The organism is Mesorhizobium loti (assembly GCF_013170705.1).
GTDB lineage: Bacteria > Pseudomonadota > Alphaproteobacteria > Rhizobiales > Rhizobiaceae > Mesorhizobium > Mesorhizobium loti_D.
In genome coordinates this window covers 4,634,923-4,654,219 of sequence record NZ_CP033334.1, presented here as the reverse complement: position 1 = coordinate 4,654,219, position 19,297 = coordinate 4,634,923, and the positions used below count along the sequence as shown (strand labels likewise).

The window sequence follows — 19,297 nt, the reverse complement described above, 5'->3', positions numbered from 1 at the left end:
GATCAGGCGCTCAGATCGGCAGGTCGCGGCATCTTGCCGAACAGCCGGAAGAAATTGTTCGTCGTCAGATCGGCGATTTCAGCTTCGCTGACACCAATCGTCTCCGCCAGCACCTTGGCGGTGTGCGCGACATAGGCCGGCTCATTACGCTTGCCGCGGAATGGGATCGGCGCCAGGTATGGCGCGTCGGTTTCGACGAGCAGCCGGTCATGCGGCACGTCGGCGGCGACGGCGCGCAATTCGGCAGAGTTCTTGAAGGTCAGGATGCCCGAGAACGACACATAGCCGCCGAGCGAGACGCCCACCTCGGCCAGCCGGCGTCCGGAGGAAAAACAGTGCAGGATGAAAGGGAAGACGCCCTTCCCTGTTTCGTCCTCGAGAATGGCCGCCATGTCGTCATCGGCATCGCGCGAATGGATGACCAGCGGCAGCCCGGTCTCGCGAGCCGCCGCGATGTGATTGCGAAAGCCCTGCGCCTGCGCATCGCGCGGCGCCTTGTCGTAGAAGTAATCGAGCCCCGCCTCGCCGACCGCCACCACCTTCGGGTGATCGGCAAGACGAACAAGGTCCGATGCGGTGACATCGAGTTCTTCGGCGGCATTATGCGGATGGGTGCCGACCGAGCAGTAAACCTCATCAAAAGTTTCAGCGATTTCAAGGATTTGCTGAAACCGCTTTACGCGCGTCGAGATCGTCACCATGCGGCCGATACCGGCCGCTTTGGCGCGGGCGACAATGGCCGCCCGCTCCTCGGCGAAATCTGGAAAGTCCAGGTGGCAATGGCTGTCAACGAGCATCAGGCGTTCGCGCCTGGCTGTTCGACGTAACGCGGAAACACGCCTTCCGGCATGGGTAGTGCCGTGCTGGGCACAAGCGCATAGTCGGCGTGGACATGCTCGAAGTTACGCTGGTCCGCCGGCACCGCCAGCAGGTCGAGCAGCTTCGTCGCCGAACCTGGAATGTAGGGCTGGCACATCACCGCCACGCGCCGCACCACTTCGGCTGTCGTCCACAGCACCGTTTCCATACGTTCCGGATTGGTCTTCTTCAGGGCCCATGGCTCCTGCCCGGCGAAATAGCGATCAGCTTCCGACACCACGGCGAAGATCGCCGCCAGCGCCAGATGGATGCCTTGCTCGGCCATGGCCTTGCGCGCGGTGGCCAGAGCGGCCACCGCCTGATCCAGGATCGTGCTATCGGCATCGGTCAGGTCTCCGCGCTTCGGCACCACGCCGCCACAGTTCTTGGCGATCATCGACAGCGAGCGCTGCGCCAGATTGCCGAGGCCGTTGGCGAGGTCGGCGTTGGTGCGGTTGACGATCGCTTCATGGCTGTAGCTGCCGTCCTGGCCGAACGGCACTTCGCGCAGGAAGAAATAGCGCACCTGGTCGAGACCGTAATGCTCGACCATGGTGAACGGGTCGATGACGTTGCCGACTGATTTCGACATCTTCTCGCCGCGGTTGAACAGGAAGCCATGGCCGAAGACGCGCTTCGGCAGCGGGATGCCGGCCGACATCAGAAAGGCCGGCCAGTAAACCGCATGGAAGCGCACAATGTCCTTGCCGATGATGTGGGCGTCGGCCGGCCAGAAACGCCATTTCCCATCATTTTCATCGGGATAACCGACGCCGGTGATGTAGTTTGTCAGGGCGTCGACCCAGACATACATGACGTGTTTCTCGTCGCCCGGAACCGGCACGCCCCAGTCAAAGGTGGTGCGCGAGATCGACAGGTCCTTCAGCCCCGACTTGACGAAGCTCATCACCTCGTTACGTCGCTCCGCCGGGCCGATGAAATCGGGCTGAGTTTCGTAAAGGGCAATGAGCTTGTCCTGGTAGGCAGAGAGACGGAAGAAGTAACTCTCTTCCTCGACCCATTCGACCGGCGTTCCCTGCGGCCCGTACCGGACATTGTCGGGACGGACCTCCGTCTCTTCCTCGCCGTAATAGGCTTCGTCGCGCACCGAGTACCAGCCGGCATAGCCGCCCTTGTAGATATCGCCATTGGCATCCATCGCCTTCCAGATCGCCTGCGAGGACGCGTAGTGCCGTTCTTCCGTGGTGCGGATGAAATCGTCATTGGAGGCGTTGAGCGCGATCGCCATGCGCTTGAAATCGGCCGCGTTGCGATCGGCCAGTTCGCGCGCCGAAATGCCTTCGCGCTTCGCCGTCTGCAGCATCTTGATGCCGTGCTCGTCAGTCCCGGTGAGGAAGAAGACCTGCTTGCCGTCGAGCCGCTGGAAGCGCGCCAGCGCGTCGGTGGCGATCAGTTCGTAGGCATGGCCGATATGCGGCTTGCCGTTCGGATAGGAAATCGCGGTCGTGATGTAGAATGTGTCGCGTGACATGAATGAACCGTCATGAATGTCTGAATGGAAGCCGTGGCGGTGGATATCGCATCGGAATGGCGATTGCCATCCCGGTGCCGATGCATGCCGCCCAAAAGTGGCCCCGGTTTTGGGCCAACGGCATGCACCAAAAGGCCGTCACATTCGCATCGCAGAATTCAGGCGGTCGATCATGGTCAAGGCGTGCTGCTTCTTGTCGAGATTGTAGGTGTCGGTCTCAGATATCGCGTCCAGCGCCTCATGCCAAGTGTCCGACAGCGTTTTCGCTCGTGCGAGGTCGCCTGACAGCGCTGCCTGGCTTGCGGCATCCGACAACAGGTCGAGCGCGCGGCGGTTGAAGATATCGAACTGAATCGCTTGGTCGCGGCCGGCGACGGCTTCCGCTAACCTGTAGGCTCCGCCGATATCGGTCCTTCCCGCCGCCACCAGCGCATCGAGTGTCTGGGCGATTTCCAACCCGCCATATTGCGTCAGCAGGATTGCATTGCGCACACTGCCCCCTGCCCGTTCGACCAGCGCTGCCCGGGCGGCCGGATCGTCCGGTGGCGGCGGCTCCGCGGTCTCCAGCACCGCCAGCAACTCGTCGGCGCCGAGCGGTGTCAGGCGCACCACTTGGCAGCGCGAGCGGATCGTCGGCAGCAGGCTGCCCGGCGCATGAACGATGAGAATGAACAGCGTTCGGGCCGGCGGCTCCTCAAGATTTTTGAGCAAGGCATTGGCGGCGTTGGCATTCATGTCGTCGGCTGGATCGACGATTACCACCCGGTAGCTGCCGTCATGCGAGGTCATCGACAGGAAGCGGCTGACCCGGCGGATTTCGTCGACCGTGACGACGGTCTTGAAGCTCTTGGTCTTGTCGTTCAGCGGCCGGGTCAGATGCAGTACGCCCGGATGCGCTCCGGTCGCGATCTGGCGAAACAGCGACGAGGCCGGATCGGGAACGGCAAGGCTTTCCGGCGCCTGTGCGAAGTCTGGGTGCTTCAACAGGTGATGCGCAAGATGGAAGGCCAGCGTCGCCTTGCCGATGCCGACCGGCCCCGCGAAGATCAGCGCATGTGGCAGCTTTCCGGATCGATAGGCGGCGGCAAGCATCTCGGCGGCCTGTCCGTGCCCGACCAGGCGAGGCGTTTCGGCCGGCTCGGGCACGCCGTCCAGCGTATCATGCTGTTCCGGCGCGATGCGTTCGAAGATCATACCGGTGCGGCCTGCCTGTTGCGCGCGGGCGCCCTCGCCTCCAGTGCCGCGAACACGGCGGCGGTGACGACATGCTCCACCGTATCGGGATCGGCGGATGCGTCGACGACGATGCAGCGCTCCGGCTCGGCCGCGGCGATCGCCAGGAAGGCTTCGCGCCGGGCCTGATGGATGGCCAGCGTCTCCTTTTCGAAGCGGTCGGCGCCGGCGTCGCTGCCGCGCCGCAGGGTCGCGCGCCGGAGGCCCTCGGCCGGATCGATATCGAAGACCAGCGTGATGTCGGGCATCATGCCGTTGATGGCGACCTGTTCGAGCGTAGCCATGAATGCCGGGTCGATTCCGCCGGTGACGCCCTGGTAGACGCGCGAAGAATCCAGGAAGCGGTCGCAAAGAACGATGGAGCCATGCTCGACCGCGGGCCTGATGACCTGTTCGACATGGTCGGAACGGGCGGCTGCGAAGAGCAGTGCTTCCATCTTCGGCCCGAATGGCTCCGCGGCGCCCGAAAGCAGCACATGCCTGACCGCTTCCGCGCCTGGCGAACCGCCCGGTTCGCGGGTGACGAGGACATCATACTTCTTGGCGCGCATCTTCCTTGCCAGCCGCTCGATCTGCGTCGACTTGCCTGCGCCCTCGCCGCCTTCGAAGGTGATGAAAAATCCGCGCGCCAATCGAAACGGCCTTTGTCCATGTTGGAGTGGATTGTTGCGCTCTAGATAGTCCGCGTTCGGCGAAACGTCCATGCCGTCAGATTTTTGCTTTCATGCATGTCTTTGTCTCAAAACCGTGGCCACTTTTGAGCGACATGCATCAGCGCAGCCAGCCGATCGCCAGTTCCTTGACGGCATCGAGCGCGCGCTGTGGCAGCGTGCCGACGCCGATCGATTCGGCGGCGAAAAGCGGTGTCTCCTGGCTCAGCGTGTCGCCGATCCAGACGCGCAGCGCACCCACCGGCTGGCCCTCCTCCACCGGTGCGGCGACCGGGCCATTATAGACGATCCTGGCCGTCAGCTTGTCGCGGTTGGTGATCGGCAGGAAGATGGCGATCGGCCCTTTTGCCTTCAACGTCACGCCGGATTTCGCGCCGCCAAAAACCTGGGCCTCGCCAACCACCTCGTCCTTGGCGAAGATCTCGGTCTTCTCGAAGGAGCGCGCGCCCCAGTCGAGCAGCTTTCGCGCCTCCTCGGCGCGTTCCTTGTCATTGGCGAACCCGCTCATCGCCGCGACCACCCGGGCGCCATTGTGGCTAGCCGAAGCGACGATGCCGAAGCCGGACGCCTCGCTCGCACCGACCGCCAGGCCATCGGCACCGATATCCATGGCCAGCAGCGGATTGCGGTTCCTCTGCGAGATCTTGTTCCAGGTGAAATCCTTCAGGCCATAGTAGCGATAGAAATCCGGGTAATCGCGCCACAAATGCAGGGCCAGCTGCGCCAGTTCGCGCACGGTCGTCTGCTGGCCGTCGGCCGGCAGGCCGGTCGAATTGACGAAGGTCGATGTCTTGAGACCGATCTGGCGGGCGCGCTCGGTCATCTGCGCGGCAAAATTATCCTCTGACCCGGCCATGCCTTCGGCGATGACGATGCAGCCGTCATTGGCGGCCTGCACGGTCACGCCCTGGATCAGGTCCTCGAGCCGGATCGCCGATTTGAGCTTGGCAAACATCGTCGATGTTCCCGACGGCGCGCCGCCCTTGCGCCAGGCGTTTTCGCTCACCACGAACGTGTCGTCGAGCTTGAGCCGCCCGGATTTGATGGCGTTGAAAACCACTTCCATGGTCATCAGCTTGGCCATCGAGGCCGGTGGGATGGGCGTGTCGGCGTTTTTGGAGAACAGCACCGTGCCGGTATCGGCATCGATCATGAAGGCCTGTGTGGCCTTGGTCTCGAACAGCTGCGCGTGGGCCGGGGCAAGGGAAATCAGGAGACCGAGAAGAAAAAACCCGGCAAAAGGCTGAAGCAAGCGAAACTGCATGAAATTCGACCCGTTGGCCGGTCCCTCCGGCAAGCCCGCGAAACTATCGGGCTTTTTCCGGGACGGATCAACTGTTCAGCGGAAAACCGGCTCGTGAATCAGTTGCGCACGGCCAGTGCATCGGGCGCGCCATGCGACCATGCCGCCTCCAGCAACTCGTCCAGGCCGCCATGGCCGTTCGGATAGAGATTGACCGCATACCAATCATTGCCGTCGAGATCGGAACGCTGGATCTCCGTTCTGCCGAAGGGTTGAAGTGCCGCTGCCACGCGCTTGGCTTCGGCGGCATCGTCAAACGTGCCGGCGGCGACATAGTCGGCGCTGGACGGCGTTGCTTGCGGATTGGACTTGTTCCACGACCGCAGAATGTCTGCGGGCGACATGCCGTTGTCGTCGAGTACGGCAAAGACATCCGCGCGCCGCACGCGTTCATCCGCGTAGGACAGCGAGGCAATCGCGAATGGCGACTGCGGCGGCAGGCCGATCTCCGGGCGCTCGGGAACGATCGGTCCGAAATCGGGCAGCGCCAGGTCGCCCAGGGCCGGCGCCTGCGCAGACAGAGCCTGCTGCGTGGCGAACGCCCCGCCGGAAGTCGTCAACTGACCCGGAAACGGTACGGCTGCCGCACCCACGGGCAGGCTTGGCGACGGTCCGTTCATGGCCACCATGACGCCGGTTGGCAGGCCATCCGACGGATCCGGAATCCGGTTGCCTGGATGGTAGGATGCCATCAGATACTGGTCGTCGTTGCCATCAAGCGGCGCGCGGCCGACATACTCCACCTTCACCTCGGCGGTGCCGACATTGGCGTAATCGAGCATTTGCGCCGCGCGCTCCGAGACATCGATGATGCGGCCCTCGTGATACGGCCCACGGTCGTTGACGCGCACGATGACGGAGCTGCCGGTCTTGAGATTGGTGACGCGGGCATAGCTTGGCAGCGGCATGGTCGGATGCGCGGCCGTCAGATGCGTCATGTCGTAGACTTCGCCATTGGCGGTCAGCCGGCCATGGAAGGCGTCGCCGTACCACGAAGCCAGGCCGACCTTGGCGTAATGCCGATCTTCCTTGGGATAGTACCACTTGCCACGAACCTGGTAGGGCTTGCCGAGCTGGTCGCGACCGCCTCCGCGCCGCATGAAATTGGCGCGCGGGCTCGCCTTCACGCCATATTCGGTCTCGGCGAAATATTCCTTGGAACGAGGCTTGGGATTCACCATCGCTTTCGGCTCGGGCTGCGACGCGCAGGCTGCCAGCAAGGCAGCCGACGCAGCAAGCAGCGTAAGCGTTGAAGCGCGACGAAGACGCGGGCGCGTCGTAGCCTGCATTTTCCTGAAATCCCCTACAGTCTCAATCAAGACGCCGTTGTTCGAACAACAGAGGAGCCAAAGCACTCACTCGACGATATCAACGACGCCCTGAACCCCGATCCTTTGTGCACAGGAATTGCTTATTACGGTATTAACCGATTGTGGCCGGAACCGGGCAAGATTGTGGCAGTACTTGCTGCGTGAGCAACCGCTTCTTTCCGGGCTCAAAACGTCCCCAATCCAACTGCGCGAACGGGGCAGTGATGAGCGGGCTTGCGTGTGTGGACTTCTTAGCCGTCGCATCGGGGAGCAACTACGGCCCGGATTGTAGGGTGGCACCAGACAAAACCGCCGCCATCGGCAGTTCTGCAAAGTCGTCAAATGACGACTGTGCAGATTAATGCGCCTATTCTAGCCTTTGTGTGGGTTTGTTGGGGGGCGTACGATGCCAGTCTACGATGTCGCGGAAATGCGCTACGACCGGGTAATGAGATCCAAGGCCGTCGAAGCAAGCAATCCAGCCGCGGCTGCCGAGGCAATGACTGGCCGGGGATCCGCCTCCCAGAAATGGGGCAAGGAATGGATCCGCGTGATCGACGCGGACGGCGGGCGAGTGTTCGCCTACACAATCGCCCGGCGCAGCATGATGGCCGACGATAAGAATCGGGAGCCTCTGATGGTGATGGGATCAGCCCGTTGCCAAGCTTGGGGGGCAGGCAAAGGCAACGGGCTGTAGGGTGGTCTGTGCACACCCCGTGGAGCATCGATGGGCATCGCCGCTCCGACCATGCAGCCTACGAGACAATGCCCATATGCGCGACTTACGGATTCGTAAGGGTGCGCGTGAGGGACGTACGGCTTGAACCGTTTCGTCCAGCCGCCCGCCCCGGTCCTGGAGTGCTCCACTGGATGAGCGCGACTTCCCTCCCGGCGATATCCTGGACGGCCCTCAAAGGTAAGGGCCGCTACTCTGCTGTTCGCCTGAACCCGGCTTTAAAAGCCAGTCATGACCCACGGATTGGCGTCGTATCCCAGACGCGGCCTTCCCGGTGTCGTTCCATCAGGCAATTTAGTTGTTCCGGTCAAGTTGCAGTCCAGCTCCGGCTTCGGCTTCTTGCTCGAATGTTTCGTGGAGCACAGGGCCGCGGCATCGCTGACCGCGACCTTCTTCTCCTTGGCAACGGCGACACCGGTCGCAGCGATCACGAGTGCCGCGCAAAATATGACCACTCTCATCGTACTTCCCCACGGTTGCGCATCCCCAAGATGCTGGGGAGTGACGTTACGTCACTTTTATATTAGCGCAAGAGAATATTTAATCCTCAGCCCGCCGCTGCCACGCTTCCACGCCCTTCGACGCCCCCACGCACACAGATGTTTTCAGCCTACGGTCCCCTAGGCGAACGAGCGGGCCATCCGAACATCGGGATGACTCCAGACCTTTGCTCCCACGATATGCCAGGCATGCAGGCTGATGGAGCGGAGCAAGTTGACGTTGCGCTTCAGGCCGCTATAAGCAGCGAGCGAAAAGGCAAAACAGCTGCAAACTGCGTATCAACGGGCAATCCATGACCCCACGCAAATTGTCAAAGGGCAATGATTGCAGCTGCTTGGAGGGATGGCCGAGCGGTTTAAGGCACCGGTCTTGAAAACCGGCGTGGGCGCAAGTTCACCGTGGGTTCGAATCCCACTCCCTCCGCCAGATGCCCATCTTTTTGATTGAAATTGATACCATAAGGCACTGAAAACGCTACCATTCGTCCTATTCCAGAGTCCAAATTCGGTCGATTTCAATACCAGTTGATCGCATTGAAAGCCGGGCACAAAACCGGGTATCGTCCTTCCGAAAACCGGGTATTTTCCGAAGGAAGAGCCTCAATGCCTAAGCTCAACTGCCTGGCGTGACACGACGCAGATTCAAATCCAGGGCACCAGTCTCCGATCCTCATGAGGGTGTCGCCGATCGCACCCATTTCATGATAGAGGTCCTGTGCTGACCGTGGGGTCGCAATAGCAAGGACGACGCCAAGACTTGAAATAGAAAACCCCGCCGGCAGGGAACCGGAGGGGTTAGTCCTGGGAGGACGCGCGACGCGCTGCGTTCGCCACCGCGCGCTACACAGATATCGCCCGGTTGCGACACAGGTGTGACATGCCGGCGGGCGCCTCCGTCACCTGCCCGGCCGCAAAGACGAAAGTCGGCATCAAGCCTTTGGAAAGGAGAAATATGGTTCTGTCCAGAAGCTGAAGTGCGAGCGGGTGCTGGCCAAAGGCCGGGGCCATAGAGGCGGGCGAATGGATATTTTTGGCATCAAGGCGCTGTTGATCTCCGCGTTGATATTCATTCCGTTCGAACATCTGTTCCACGAGCGGCCCCAGAAGACCTTCCGCAAGGGCTTGGGTGTGGATCTGATCTATGTGCTGTTTAACGGCTTCATCATAAAAGTGGCCGTCGTCCTGATAGCGGCCTACACGCTTGACGCCGCCGCAATCGTGGTCCCGCAATCGATGATGCGCGCCGTCGGCGGTCAGCCCGTCTGGTTGCAGGTCGCCGAAATCATCTTGATCACCGACATCGGCGTCTATTGGGCGCACCGGGCCTTCCACAAAATCCCTGCGCTTTGGAGGTTCCACGCGGTACACCACGGCATTGAGGAACTGGACTGGCTCGGGGCTTTCCACTCCCATCCGGTCGACGCGATTGCCACAAAGGCGATATCGCTGGCGCCGATCTTTTTCCTCGGATTCTCCGATGCCTCGATCGCCGCCTTCTCGGTCATATATTTTTGGCACACGCTGCTTGTGCATTCGAACCTGCGGATTCCGTTTGGTCCCTTGAAGTGGCTGATCGCCAGCCCGCAATTCCATCGCTGGCACCATGCCAACCAGCGCGAGGCTTATGACAAGAACTTCGCCGGCCAACTCCCCCTCCTCGACATGGTGTTCGGCACCTACAATGCCACCGGCAACAAGGTGCCGGAAAAATACGGTGTCGATGATCCGATCCCGTCCAGCTACTTCGGTCAGGTCGGCTATCCGCTTATGCCTCGCGGCAAGCTATCGAAACCGGCAGTGCCGAGCACGGAAACCTGACGGCTCACATCAATGGGAACCGCCATCTGCTGCTCGAAATGGCGGTGTCGCCCGGCAGAGGAGATTGCGTCGTGGGTTGGTTTTGGCGGGCACCAGCAATAATTATAGGTGCTGCGCGTTGGCCTCGGAGCGTTCTCGGCATGGATTATCAAGACGACGACCTCAGCAGATTCGAAGCGCATGGCGCCGCGCCCCTGCCGGCCGCCAGGCACGAAGGCCGGGTGGAAAACGAGGGCGCGAAAATCTGGTACGCCACGTTTGGGGCCGGCCTTCCCGTAATCTTGTTGCATGGCGGCCTTGGTCACAGCGGAAATTGGGGATTTCAGGTTCCCGAGCTGGTCAAGGCCGGCTATCGGGTCGTGGTGATCGACAGCCGTGGCCACGGGCGCAGCACCCGTGACGGGCGACCGTACAAATACGAGCTGATGGCGTCCGACGTCCTGGCCGTGATGGACACGCTGCAATTGGAAAAGGCGGCTGTGGTGGGTTGGAGCGATGGCGCGTGCGTTGCGCTCATCCTTGGCATGAAGGCCGCCGATCGGATCACTGGTGTGTTCTTCTTCGGCTGCAACATGGACCCGAGCGGCACCAGGGAATTCGAGCCCGGCCCGGTCATCGATCGATGTTTGGGCCGGCACGCCAAGGACTATGCCGAACTATCGGCAACGCCGGGCCAGTTCGATGCATTCGTCAAAGCCGTCGGCCTGATGATGAAGACTGAACCCAATTATTCCGCCGCCGACCTGGCACGGACGAGCGTGCCCGTGGCGATCGTTCAAAGTGAACATGACGAATTCATCAAGCGGGAGCACGCGAACTATCTGTCCCAAAACGTCCCGGCATCGGAATTGATCATCCTGCCTGACGTCAGCCATTTCGCACCGCTGCAACGCCCAGGGCAGTTCAACAGCGTGCTCTTGGCTTTCCTGGGCAATATCCATTCCTGAGCATCCGGCGCACTGCGCTCCCTGAAGCCGGAAGGCTTTTTGCCTCGAATCGGCTAAGCCTTGGGACATGAACGAAACCTCCCTTTATGCGCCGGTGAAGCGGTTCCTCGAAAGTCTCGACTTCTTGGTGAAGGGGGAGATTGGCGGCTGCGACATCGTCGCGTTGCGCGAGGGCGAGCCGCCGATTGTCGTCATCTGCGAACTGAAACTGCAGTTCAACCTCGAACTGGTGCTGCAGGGTGTCGACCGCGCGGCCGCTTGCGACGAAGTGTGGCTGGCGGCGCGTATGTCGGCACGGGGCAAGGGACGCGAAAGCGACGCCCGGTTCCGCAACCTCTGCCGCCGGCTCGGTTTCGGTTTGCTTGGTGTGACCGCGAATGACAAGGTCGAAGTGCTTGTCAGCCCGGCCGCGCCTGAGCCACGCAGGAATGCCCGGCGACGCTCTCGCCTTGTCGACGAACACCAGCGCCGCCGCGGCGATCCTGTCGCGGGCGGAGGATCGCGCAATCCGATCATGACCGCCTACCGCCAGAGCGCCCTCACCTGTGCCGCCGCGCTTGTCCACGGCCCCAAACGGCCGCGCGATCTGAAGGCGCTGACGCCGATCGCCCCGAAAATCCTGCAGCACAACGTCTATGGCTGGTTCGCGCGCGTGGACCGCGGCCTTTATGATCTCACGGATGCCGGCCGCGCCTCGCTGGTGCGTTGGCCGCAGGCCTCGCACGAGGATGTCCGACACGAGATTTTGATTGCGTCGACCCCCTGAATGCGGCCGCTTGCCCGGCATGAAGCGCCCCTCTTGGTTGATTTTTCAGACAAAACATGCTGCTTGTCCCGCCCATGAAGACACTCTGCATGATGGCCATGGCGTCCTTGACGCTAGCTTTCCCGGCCAGCGCGATGGACAACGCCTTGCGTGCCGGGCTGATGAAACTTGATCCGCAAACACGCCTCGAGCAGCGGTGCGATGCTGAAGTCCTGGACCGGATCACCCACGACGATCGCAAGTTCAAGGCCGACCGTGTTGTCGCCTACGCCTTCGCCACGCCTGAGATGAGCGCCGATGCGATCAGGAGCCCCGGTGCGGCGTTCCGCAGCAAGGGGCAATGGTACCGGCTGAAGTTCAAATGCCAGACGGGGCCGGACCATATGGAAGTTCTCCAGCTTCGCTACCGGATCGGCGATGAGATTCCGGAAGCCGACTGGGCAAAATACAATCTCTACGACTAGTTTTTTTCGCGGGCTTGTATCGGCCTCGGTTCACGAGCCGGCGGCGGCTGAAAATCTCCTGTAATGCCACTGCCACGAAAGTGGTTTTCCAGCGTTGTCCAATGCGGCGCCTTGACGGCAGCGGACCATGCCTTTAGGCCCGTCGGAATAGTCGACGACGAACACTCGGCGAAGGGCTTCCAGGTCGATGGAAATATTTACCGCCGCGGGCCTATCGGCCCTTCTTCAGGTCATCGCCATCGATCTTGCGCTTGCGGGCGACAATGCCATCGTCATCGGCCTCGCCGCGGCCGGACTGCCGGCCAGCCAGCGCAAACGGGCCATTCTCGTCGGCATCGCAGCGGCCACCGTCCTTCGCATTTTCTTCGCCTTGATCACGCAATGGCTTCTCACCATCGGGCCGATGTTGCTTATCGGCGGCGGCCTGCTCTTGCTGTGGGTCTGCTGGAAGATGTGGCGCGAATTGCGCGTCAGCCACGAGCAGGAGCGTGACGCTACGGAAGCGCTGTCGAACGGCGACTTCAACAAGGATGGGGTCATCGGCGGCAAGGGGCAAAGCAAGACTTTCTCGCAGGCGGCCTGGCAGATTGTCATTGCCGACGTTTCGATGTCGCTCGACAATGTTCTGGCGGTAGCCGGCGCGGCCATGAACCATCCGACGGTGCTGATTGTCGGGCTCGCGCTGTCGATCGCCCTGATGGGGTTTGCCGCCTCGTTCGTTGCGCGCCTGCTGCACAAGTACCGCTGGATTGCCTATCTCGGCCTGGTGATCATCCTCTATGTCGCGGTCAAAATGCTGCTTGACGGGGCCGTGCAGCAATTCCCCGAACACTTCGCTTTCCTGGCACCCTGGTTCGGGTCCGGAGGCCACTGAGGCAGCCTTATGGCCCGGACCGGCCTGTCGGCCGGTTTGCTTGATTGCGGAAGCCATGCTATTGCGCCGCGCGTATTGGCTTCAGCCACGCGCCACAGACCGACATTTACAGCGACTTGAGGCCGGATCAGCGTTCGGCCCGTACCCCCATTGGAAACCAGCCTATGTCCGCCCCTCGCGTCAGTTTTGTCAGCCTTGGATGCCCGAAGGCGCTCGTGGATTCCGAGCGTATCATCACGCGGCTGCGCGCCGAAGGCTATGAGATCGCCCGCAAGCATGATGGCGCCGATCTCGTTGTGGTCAACACTTGCGGTTTCCTGGATTCCGCCCGTGACGAGTCGCTCAATGCCATCGGTTCCGCGCTTTCGGAAAACGGCAGGGTCATCGTCACCGGCTGCCTCGGTGCCGAGCCGGACGTGATCCGCGAGAAGCACCCCAACGTGCTGGCGATCACCGGACCGCAGGCTTACGAGAGCGTGATGGCCGCCGTGCATGAGGCAGCTCCGCCTTCGCACGATCCCTATATCGACCTGCTGCCGCCGCAAGGGGTCAAGCTGACGCCGCGCCACTATGCGTATCTGAAGATCTCGGAAGGCTGCAACAACCGCTGCACCTTCTGCATCATTCCCGCCCTGCGTGGCGATCTCGTTTCGCGCCCAGCCGCCGATGTGCTGCGCGAAGCTGAAAAACTGGCCAAGGCCGGCGTCAAGGAACTCCTCGTAATCTCGCAGGACACAAGTGCCTACGGCATCGACATCAAGTATCAGACGTCGATGTTCGGCGATCGCGAAGTGCGCGCGAAATTCCTCGATCTCTCGGAAGAACTGGGCAAGCTCGGCATCTGGGTGCGCATGCACTATGTCTACCCCTACCCGCATGTCGCCGACGTCATCCCGCTGATGGCCGACGGCAAGATCCTTCCCTATCTCGACATTCCGTTCCAGCATGCCTCGCCGCAGGTGCTGAAGAACATGCGTCGTCCGGCGCATGGCGAAAAGACGCTCGAACGCATCAGCGGCTGGCGCGACGTATGCCCCGATCTCGCCATCCGCTCGACCTTCATCGTCGGCTTTCCCGGCGAGACGGACGAGGATTTCGAGATGCTGCTGGACTGGCTGGACGAGGCCAAGATCGACCGTGCCGGCTGCTTCAAATACGAGCCGGTCAAGGGCGCCCGTTCCAACGACCTCGGCCTCGAACAGGTTCCGCAGGAAGTCAAGGAAGCACGCTGGCACCGCTTCATGCAGCGCCAGCAGAAGATTTCGGCGACGCAGCTGGCCAGGAAGGTCGGCAAGCGCCTGCCGGTGCTGATCGACGAGGCGCACGGCACCTCGGCGAAGGGCCGCACCAAATACGACGCGCCCGAGATCGACGGCTCGGTCCACATCCAGTCGCGCCGCCCTATGCGTGCCGGCGACATCGTCACGGTGAAGATTGAGCGTGCCGACGCTTATGACCTTTACGGTTCGGCTGTCTGAGCCTCCCTACCGTTTCTCCGGGCACATAAAAAGGGCGCCTCGCGGCGCCCTTTCCTATTTTGAAACGTGGTGCGCCGCGCTTACTGCGGTAGCTTGTCGTCGACGCCCTTCACGTAGAAATTCATGCCGAGCAGCGTGCCGTCGTCGGCGACCTCGCCGTCCTTCAGCCACGCCGAGCCGTCCTGCTTGGCGATCGGTCCGGTGAAGGGGTTCCAGCCACCGGCGATCTTCTTCTCGGTCGTCTCGGCCATCGCCTTCACATCGTCGGGCATGTTGGTGTAGGGCGCGAGCTTCACCGCGCCGTCCTTGATGCCGAGCCAGACATTGTCCGGCTTCCAGGTGCCGTCGATGGCTGCCTGCACGCGGCTGATGTAATACGGCCCCCATTCGTCGGTCAGCGAGGTCAGCTGCGCATTCGGCGCGAACTTGATCATGTCGGACGACTGGCCGAAGCCGTGCAGCTTGCGCTCCTCGGCCACCTGCAGGGCAGCGGTCGAATCGGTATGCTGGACGATGATGTCGGCACCCTGGTCGAACAGCGCCTTGGCGGCGTCGGCTTCCTTGCCCGGGTCGAACCACGAGTTCACCCAGACGATCTTGGCCTTGAAGTTCGGGTTGATCGACTGCGCGCCCAGCATGAAGGAGTTGATGCCCATCACCACTTCCGGGATCGGGAAGGAAACAATGTAGCCGGCGACGCCCGACTTCGATTCCTTGGCGGCGATCTGGCCGAGTACGTAGCGGCCTTCGTAGAAGCGGGCATTGTAGATGCCGAGATTGTCGCCGGTCTTGTAGCCGGTGGCGTGCTCGAACATCACCTTGGGAAACTTCTTGGCGACCTTCACTTCCGCGTCCATGAAGCCAAACGACGTGCCGAAGATGATCTTGCAGCCTTCGCGTGCCAGGCGCTCGAAGGCGCGGTCGGCATCGGGCCCTTCGGAGACGTTCTCCAGATAGGCGGTCTCGACCTTGTCGCCGAGCGCTTTCTCGACCTCAAGGCGGCCTTGGTCATGCTGGTAGGAGTAGCCGAAATCGCCGATCGGACCGGTATAGACCCAGCAGGCCTTCAACTTGTCGGCAGCCTCCGCGGACGCGGCCAGCGACAATGCCGCTGTCGTCGTCATCAGGGCAATAAGCAGTTTTTTCATCGTGTTACCTCTCTGTGTTAAGCCTTGGAGCTTCCCGTTTGTTATTATTGTCAACGATCCGGAACGAATGGCTGCCCCAGGGATGCCGGCGTGTTCATCATCGTCAGACGCTTGTTGCGCGAGATTAGAACGAGAACCACGACGGTTGCCAGATAGGGCAGAGAAGAAAGCATCTGCGAGGGCACGGGAATGCCAAAAGCCTGTGCATGAAGCTGGCCGATCCACACCGCGCCGAAGATGTAGGCGCCGGCCAGCACCCGCCACGGCCGCCACGAGGCGAACACCACGAGCGCCAGAGCGATCCAGCCGCGACCCGCGGTCATGTTCTCGACCCATTGCGGCGTGTAGACCAGCGACAGATGGCCGCCGGCCAGACCGGCGCAGGCGCCGCCGAAGATGACCGAGAGATAGCGGTAGCGGATGACCTTGATGCCAAGCGCGTGCGCCGAAACGTGGCTGTCGCCGATTGAGCGGAGCGTCAGGCCAGTACGCGTCTTGAACAGGAACCACATGACGGCGGCGGTCAGCGCGATCGAGATGTAGAAGATCGGATCCTGGCCGAACAGCAGCCTGCCCACGACCGGGATCGAGCTGAGGCCGGGAATGTCGAGATTGGGCAGCCTGACGCCAGGCTGGCCGACGAAGCTCGTTCCGATCATGCCGGAGAGGCCGAGGCCAAGCAGCGTCAGCGACAGGCCGGTCGCCACCTGATTGGTGGCCAGCGACAGCGTCATGACGGCGAACAGCAGCGAGAACAGCGCGCCCATGGCGATTGCCGCCAGAAGGCCGATCCAGGGCGATCCGGTTAGGTAGCCGGCCCCGAAGCCGCCGACCGCGCCCATGATCATCATGCCTTCGACGCCGAGATTGAGCACGCCGGAGCGTTCGACCACCAGTTCGCCGATCGCCGCGATCAAGAGCGGCGTCGCCGCCGTGGCGATGGTCAGGAGGATGTTGACGGTGATGTCCATCAGCGGGCTTCCTTCAACTTCGGCGCGGCTTCGAGCGGTGCCGCGCCCTGCGGCTTGGTCAACGCCAGGCCGATCAGGCGGATGCGGTAGTGGATGAGCGTGTCGCAGCCAAGCACGAAGAACAGCAGCATGCCCTGGAACACCCTCGCCACCTTGTCTGAAATGCCAAGCGCGCTTTGCACCGCTTCACCGCCGAGATAGGTCAGCGCCAGAACCAGGCCCGCGGCGACGATACCGAGCGGGTTGAGGCGGCCGAGGAACGCCACGATGATGGCCGTGAAGCCATAGCCGGGAGAAATCACCGGCTGCAATTGCCCGATGGCGCCGGAGACTTCCGAAATGCCGGCAAGGCCGGCCAGTGCGCCCGAAAGCAGGAAGGCGAAGAACACCATGCGGCTGAGACCGAAGCCGGCGAAGCGCCCTGCCCTCGGGCTGGAGCCCAGCACGCGGACCTCGAAGCCCTTGAGCATGCGGCCCATCAGGATCCAGATCAGCACCGCCGCAACCAGCGCGAACACAAAACCCCAGTTGGCGCGTCCGGCATCCGGCATCAGTTCCGGCAGGACTGCTGAATCGCCGAACTGGATCGTCTGCGGGAAACCATGGCCCTGCGGATCACGCCATGGGCCGCGCACCAGCCAGTCGAGGAAGAGTTGGGCGACATAGACCAGCATCAGGCTGGTCAGGATCTCGTTGGTATTGAACCGGGTCTTGAGCAAGGCCGGGATCGCCGCGTAGGCGGCACCGCCGACCATGCCGAGCAGGAGCATCAGCGGCAGCACCAGCGGGCCTTCGAACTGAGGAAACAGGACCGGGATGGCCGAGCCGAAGATGGCGCCGAAAATGAACTGGCCTTCGGCGCCGATGTTCCAGATGTTGGCCTTGTAGCAGACCGACAGGCCGACCGCGATCAGGATCAGCGGCGCCGCCTTGATCGCCAGCTCATGCAATTGCCAGACCTGACTGATCGGCTCGATGAAGTAGATCCGGAACGCGGTCAGTGGATTGACGCCGAGCAGAGCGAACATGATGGCGCCGGCGATAATGGTGAGCGCGAAGGCGATGAAGGGTGACAGCATCGAAAACAGCGCCGAGCGCTGCGGGCGTTTGACGAGTTCAAGGCGCATCATGCCGTCTCCAGCGTATGTTCGGCGTGGCCGGGCTCGGCGCCGCCCATCAGCAGGCCGACCTTCTCGAAGGTCGCCTCGGCGATCGGCATCGGCTTGGACAATTCGCCATTGTGCATGACCGCGATCGCGTCCGATATCTCGAACAATTCGTCGAGATCCTGGCTGATCACCAGAACCGCCGAGCCGCTGCGCGACAGCTCGATCAAGGCCTGTCGGATATGGGCGGCAGCACCGGCGTCGACGCCCCAGGTCGGCTGGTTGACCACCATGACGCTAGGGCGGCGGTCGAGTTCGCGGCCGACGATGAATTTTTGCAGATTGCCGCCCGAAAGTGCGGCCGCTTCCGGATCCGGCGCGCTCTTGCGCACATCCATCGCCACGATGATGCGTTGCGCGGCAGCGTAGACGGCGCCGCTTTTGACCATTCCGCCAGCGCCGACAAACGCTGTGCCGTCGGTCGCGTGGCGCGAGAGCAAAAGGTTTTCCGAGAGTTTCATGCGCGGCGCGGCACCATGGCCGAGGCGCTCCTCCGGTACGAAGGCGGCACCGAGCAGGCGCCGTCCGGTGATGGTGAGACCACCTGCATCCTTGCCCCGGATACGCACCGAGGCGGCATCCTGCTGCAACACCTCGCCGGAAACGGATTCGAAAAACTCGCCCTGGCCGTTGCCGGCAACACCGGCAATGCCGATCACCTCGCCAGCGCGGACATTCAGGCTGATGTTCTTGAGCGGAATCGAAAACGGCGTCGCCGGTTTGCGGCTGAGGCGGCGGATTTCGAGCAGCGGATCTGCGGTTTCGATCCCCTCGACCGGCGCGCGCACCACCGCCTGCACCTCGTTGCCGACCATCATGCGGGCGAGCGAGGCTGCTGTCTCCTCGCGCGGATTGCAGTGACCGACCACCTTGCCGTGCCGCAACACCGTGGCGCGGTCGCAGATGCGTTTGACCTCTTCCAGCCGGTGCGAAATGTAGAGGATCGATTTGCCTTCCGCGCGCAGCCGCTCCAGCGTCTCGAACAGCTTGTCGGCTTCCTGCGGCGTCAGCACAGAGGTTGGCTCGTCAAGGATGATGAGCTGCGGCGTCTGCAGGAGGCAGCGGATGATTTCGATACGCTGGCGTTCGCCGACCGACAGGTCGCCGACCAGCGAGTCCGGATCGAGCGGCAGGCCGTAGCTGTAGGAAAGCGCCCTCGCCTTCGCGGCAATGCTGCTGATCGGCGAGCCGTCATCGAGCGACAGCGCGATGTTCTCGGCCGCGGTCAGCGCCTCGAACAGCGAAAAATGCTGGAACACCATGCCGATGCCGAGCTTCTTGGCGGCACCCGGGCTGGTGATGCGCACCGCCTGGCCGTTCCAGAAAATCTCACCGGAATTGGGCTCCAGCGAGCCGAACAGCATCTTGACCAGCGTCGACTTGCCGGCGCCGTTCTCGCCAAGCAGCGCGTGGATTTCACCCTTGGCGATGTTGAGATCGACATGATCGCACGCGGTCAGCGTGCCGAATATCTTGGTCAGGCCACGAACCTCAAGCAGGTTCGCCCCATCATGATCTGCACTCACAGTGCCTCCCATCTGGTTCGCCAGATATGTTCTGTG

General features: G+C 62.2%; 18 protein-coding genes and 1 tRNA gene. 8 read left to right on the top strand and 11 right to left on the bottom strand.

Annotated features, from left to right (window positions below; translation table 11 throughout):
- Nucleotides 1-2: 2 nt before the first annotated feature.
- The 6 genes from EB815_RS22665 to EB815_RS22640 form a co-directional block, all read right to left on the bottom strand.
- Entirely contained in the window at nucleotides 3-797 is a 795-nt protein-coding gene (locus tag EB815_RS22665; protein WP_056577323.1) for a TatD family hydrolase, read from the bottom strand.
- Entirely contained in the window at nucleotides 797-2,350 is a 1,554-nt protein-coding gene (gene metG, locus EB815_RS22660; protein ID WP_056577320.1) for a methionine--tRNA ligase, read from the bottom strand. The genes EB815_RS22665 and metG overlap by 1 nt, the downstream gene beginning before the upstream one ends.
- Before the next feature lie 138 nt (nucleotides 2,351-2,488).
- Entirely contained in the window at nucleotides 2,489-3,544 is a 1,056-nt protein-coding gene (locus tag EB815_RS22655) for a DNA polymerase III subunit delta' (protein ID WP_056577317.1), read from the bottom strand.
- Entirely contained in the window at nucleotides 3,541-4,215 is a 675-nt protein-coding gene (gene tmk, locus EB815_RS22650; RefSeq protein ID WP_056577315.1) for a dTMP kinase, read from the bottom strand. Before tmk ends, EB815_RS22655 begins: the two co-directional genes overlap by 4 nt.
- Nucleotides 4,216-4,354: 139 nt before the next feature.
- Entirely contained in the window at nucleotides 4,355-5,518 is a 1,164-nt protein-coding gene (locus tag EB815_RS22645) for a D-alanyl-D-alanine carboxypeptidase family protein (RefSeq protein ID WP_056577312.1), read from the bottom strand.
- A gap of 98 nt (nucleotides 5,519-5,616) precedes the next feature.
- Complete coding sequence (locus EB815_RS22640) at nucleotides 5,617-6,846, bottom strand: septal ring lytic transglycosylase RlpA family protein (RefSeq protein WP_056577309.1); 1,230 nt, start codon at nucleotides 6,844-6,846, stop codon at nucleotides 5,617-5,619.
- A gap of 427 nt (nucleotides 6,847-7,273) precedes the next feature.
- Here EB815_RS22640 and EB815_RS22635 point away from each other — a divergent pair, with 427 nt between their 5' ends.
- On the top strand, nucleotides 7,274-7,564 hold the full coding sequence (locus tag EB815_RS22635) for a hypothetical protein (RefSeq protein ID WP_056577306.1): 291 nt from the start codon (nucleotides 7,274-7,276) through the stop codon (nucleotides 7,562-7,564).
- Between the two features lie 257 nt (nucleotides 7,565-7,821).
- Here the strand turns inward: EB815_RS22635 and EB815_RS22630 are convergent, their stop codons facing one another.
- Nucleotides 7,822-8,064 (bottom strand): hypothetical protein, encoded by a 243-nt coding sequence (locus EB815_RS22630; protein WP_056577303.1) that lies wholly within the window; start codon nucleotides 8,062-8,064, stop codon nucleotides 7,822-7,824.
- A 376-nt stretch (nucleotides 8,065-8,440) separates the two neighbouring features.
- On the opposite strand from EB815_RS22630, the gene EB815_RS22625 reads away from it, so the two are divergent.
- From EB815_RS22625 to rimO, 7 genes are all read left to right on the top strand, one after another.
- Nucleotides 8,441-8,530: transfer RNA gene (locus tag EB815_RS22625), tRNA-Ser, on the top strand.
- Between the two features lie 557 nt (nucleotides 8,531-9,087).
- The gene (locus EB815_RS22620) at nucleotides 9,088-9,921 is read left to right on the top strand and encodes a sterol desaturase family protein (RefSeq protein ID WP_244494143.1); all 834 of its coding nucleotides are present in this window, start codon (nucleotides 9,088-9,090) and stop codon (nucleotides 9,919-9,921) included.
- Nucleotides 9,922-10,061: 140 nt separating this feature from the next.
- On the top strand, nucleotides 10,062-10,868 hold the full coding sequence (locus tag EB815_RS22615) for an alpha/beta fold hydrolase (protein WP_056577297.1): 807 nt from the start codon (nucleotides 10,062-10,064) through the stop codon (nucleotides 10,866-10,868).
- A gap of 67 nt (nucleotides 10,869-10,935) precedes the next feature.
- Nucleotides 10,936-11,634, top strand: a complete 699-nt coding sequence (locus EB815_RS22610; protein WP_056577296.1) for a DUF2161 domain-containing phosphodiesterase — start codon at nucleotides 10,936-10,938, stop codon at nucleotides 11,632-11,634.
- A gap of 56 nt (nucleotides 11,635-11,690) precedes the next feature.
- On the top strand, nucleotides 11,691-12,098 hold the full coding sequence (locus EB815_RS22605) for a DUF930 domain-containing protein (protein WP_056577293.1): 408 nt from the start codon (nucleotides 11,691-11,693) through the stop codon (nucleotides 12,096-12,098).
- Between the two features lie 187 nt (nucleotides 12,099-12,285).
- Nucleotides 12,286-12,972: a TerC family protein gene (locus EB815_RS22600; RefSeq protein WP_056577290.1), complete on the top strand. Its 687-nt coding sequence runs from the start codon at nucleotides 12,286-12,288 to the stop codon at nucleotides 12,970-12,972.
- 164 nt (nucleotides 12,973-13,136) lie between these two features.
- Nucleotides 13,137-14,450, top strand: coding sequence for a 30S ribosomal protein S12 methylthiotransferase RimO (gene rimO / locus EB815_RS22595; RefSeq protein WP_056577286.1), 1,314 nt, complete (start codon nucleotides 13,137-13,139; stop codon nucleotides 14,448-14,450).
- An 80-nt stretch (nucleotides 14,451-14,530) separates the two neighbouring features.
- On the opposite strand, the gene EB815_RS22590 is transcribed toward rimO, so the two are convergent.
- The 4 genes from EB815_RS22590 to EB815_RS22575 are packed head-to-tail and all read right to left on the bottom strand — an operon-like array spanning nucleotide 14,531 to nucleotide 19,273.
- Entirely contained in the window at nucleotides 14,531-15,598 is a 1,068-nt protein-coding gene (locus tag EB815_RS22590) for a BMP family ABC transporter substrate-binding protein (protein ID WP_056577282.1), read from the bottom strand.
- 50 nt (nucleotides 15,599-15,648) lie between these two features.
- The gene (locus EB815_RS22585; RefSeq protein ID WP_056577279.1) at nucleotides 15,649-16,569 is read right to left on the bottom strand and encodes an ABC transporter permease; all 921 of its coding nucleotides are present in this window, start codon (nucleotides 16,567-16,569) and stop codon (nucleotides 15,649-15,651) included.
- Nucleotides 16,569-17,699, bottom strand: coding sequence for an ABC transporter permease (locus EB815_RS22580; RefSeq protein ID WP_056577276.1), 1,131 nt, complete (start codon nucleotides 17,697-17,699; stop codon nucleotides 16,569-16,571). Before EB815_RS22580 ends, EB815_RS22585 begins: the two co-directional genes overlap by 1 nt.
- The gene (locus EB815_RS22575; RefSeq protein WP_056577274.1) at nucleotides 17,696-19,273 is read right to left on the bottom strand and encodes an ABC transporter ATP-binding protein; all 1,578 of its coding nucleotides are present in this window, start codon (nucleotides 19,271-19,273) and stop codon (nucleotides 17,696-17,698) included. Before EB815_RS22575 ends, EB815_RS22580 begins: the two co-directional genes overlap by 4 nt.
- Nucleotides 19,274-19,297: the final 24 nt, after the last annotated feature.

What these genes read in the sequence shown, in the direction of transcription:
- EB815_RS22665 (WP_056577323.1), bottom strand. Translation starts at nt 797, where the DNA reads ATGCTCGTTGACAGCCATTGCCACCTGGACTTTCCAGATTTCGCCGAG.
- metG (WP_056577320.1), bottom strand. Translation starts at nt 2,350, where the DNA reads ATGTCACGCGACACATTCTACATCACGACCGCGATTTCCTATCCGAAC.
- EB815_RS22655 (WP_056577317.1), bottom strand. Translation starts at nt 3,544, where the DNA reads ATGATCTTCGAACGCATCGCGCCGGAACAGCATGATACGCTGGACGGC.
- EB815_RS22645 (WP_056577312.1), bottom strand. Translation starts at nt 5,518, where the DNA reads ATGCAGTTTCGCTTGCTTCAGCCTTTTGCCGGGTTTTTTCTTCTCGGT.
- EB815_RS22640 (WP_056577309.1), bottom strand. Translation starts at nt 6,846, where the DNA reads ATGCAGGCTACGACGCGCCCGCGTCTTCGTCGCGCTTCAACGCTTACG.
- EB815_RS22635 (WP_056577306.1), top strand. Translation starts at nt 7,274, where the DNA reads ATGCCAGTCTACGATGTCGCGGAAATGCGCTACGACCGGGTAATGAGA.
- EB815_RS22630 (WP_056577303.1), bottom strand. Translation starts at nt 8,064, where the DNA reads ATGAGAGTGGTCATATTTTGCGCGGCACTCGTGATCGCTGCGACCGGT.
- EB815_RS22615 (WP_056577297.1), top strand. Translation starts at nt 10,062, where the DNA reads ATGGATTATCAAGACGACGACCTCAGCAGATTCGAAGCGCATGGCGCC.
- EB815_RS22610 (WP_056577296.1), top strand. Translation starts at nt 10,936, where the DNA reads ATGAACGAAACCTCCCTTTATGCGCCGGTGAAGCGGTTCCTCGAAAGT.
- EB815_RS22605 (WP_056577293.1), top strand. Translation starts at nt 11,691, where the DNA reads ATGCTGCTTGTCCCGCCCATGAAGACACTCTGCATGATGGCCATGGCG.
- EB815_RS22600 (WP_056577290.1), top strand. Translation starts at nt 12,286, where the DNA reads ATGGAAATATTTACCGCCGCGGGCCTATCGGCCCTTCTTCAGGTCATC.
- rimO (WP_056577286.1), top strand. Translation starts at nt 13,137, where the DNA reads ATGTCCGCCCCTCGCGTCAGTTTTGTCAGCCTTGGATGCCCGAAGGCG.
- EB815_RS22590 (WP_056577282.1), bottom strand. Translation starts at nt 15,598, where the DNA reads ATGAAAAAACTGCTTATTGCCCTGATGACGACGACAGCGGCATTGTCG.
- EB815_RS22585 (WP_056577279.1), bottom strand. Translation starts at nt 16,569, where the DNA reads ATGGACATCACCGTCAACATCCTCCTGACCATCGCCACGGCGGCGACG.
- EB815_RS22580 (WP_056577276.1), bottom strand. Translation starts at nt 17,699, where the DNA reads ATGATGCGCCTTGAACTCGTCAAACGCCCGCAGCGCTCGGCGCTGTTT.
- EB815_RS22575 (WP_056577274.1), bottom strand. Translation starts at nt 19,273, where the DNA reads ATGGGAGGCACTGTGAGTGCAGATCATGATGGGGCGAACCTGCTTGAG.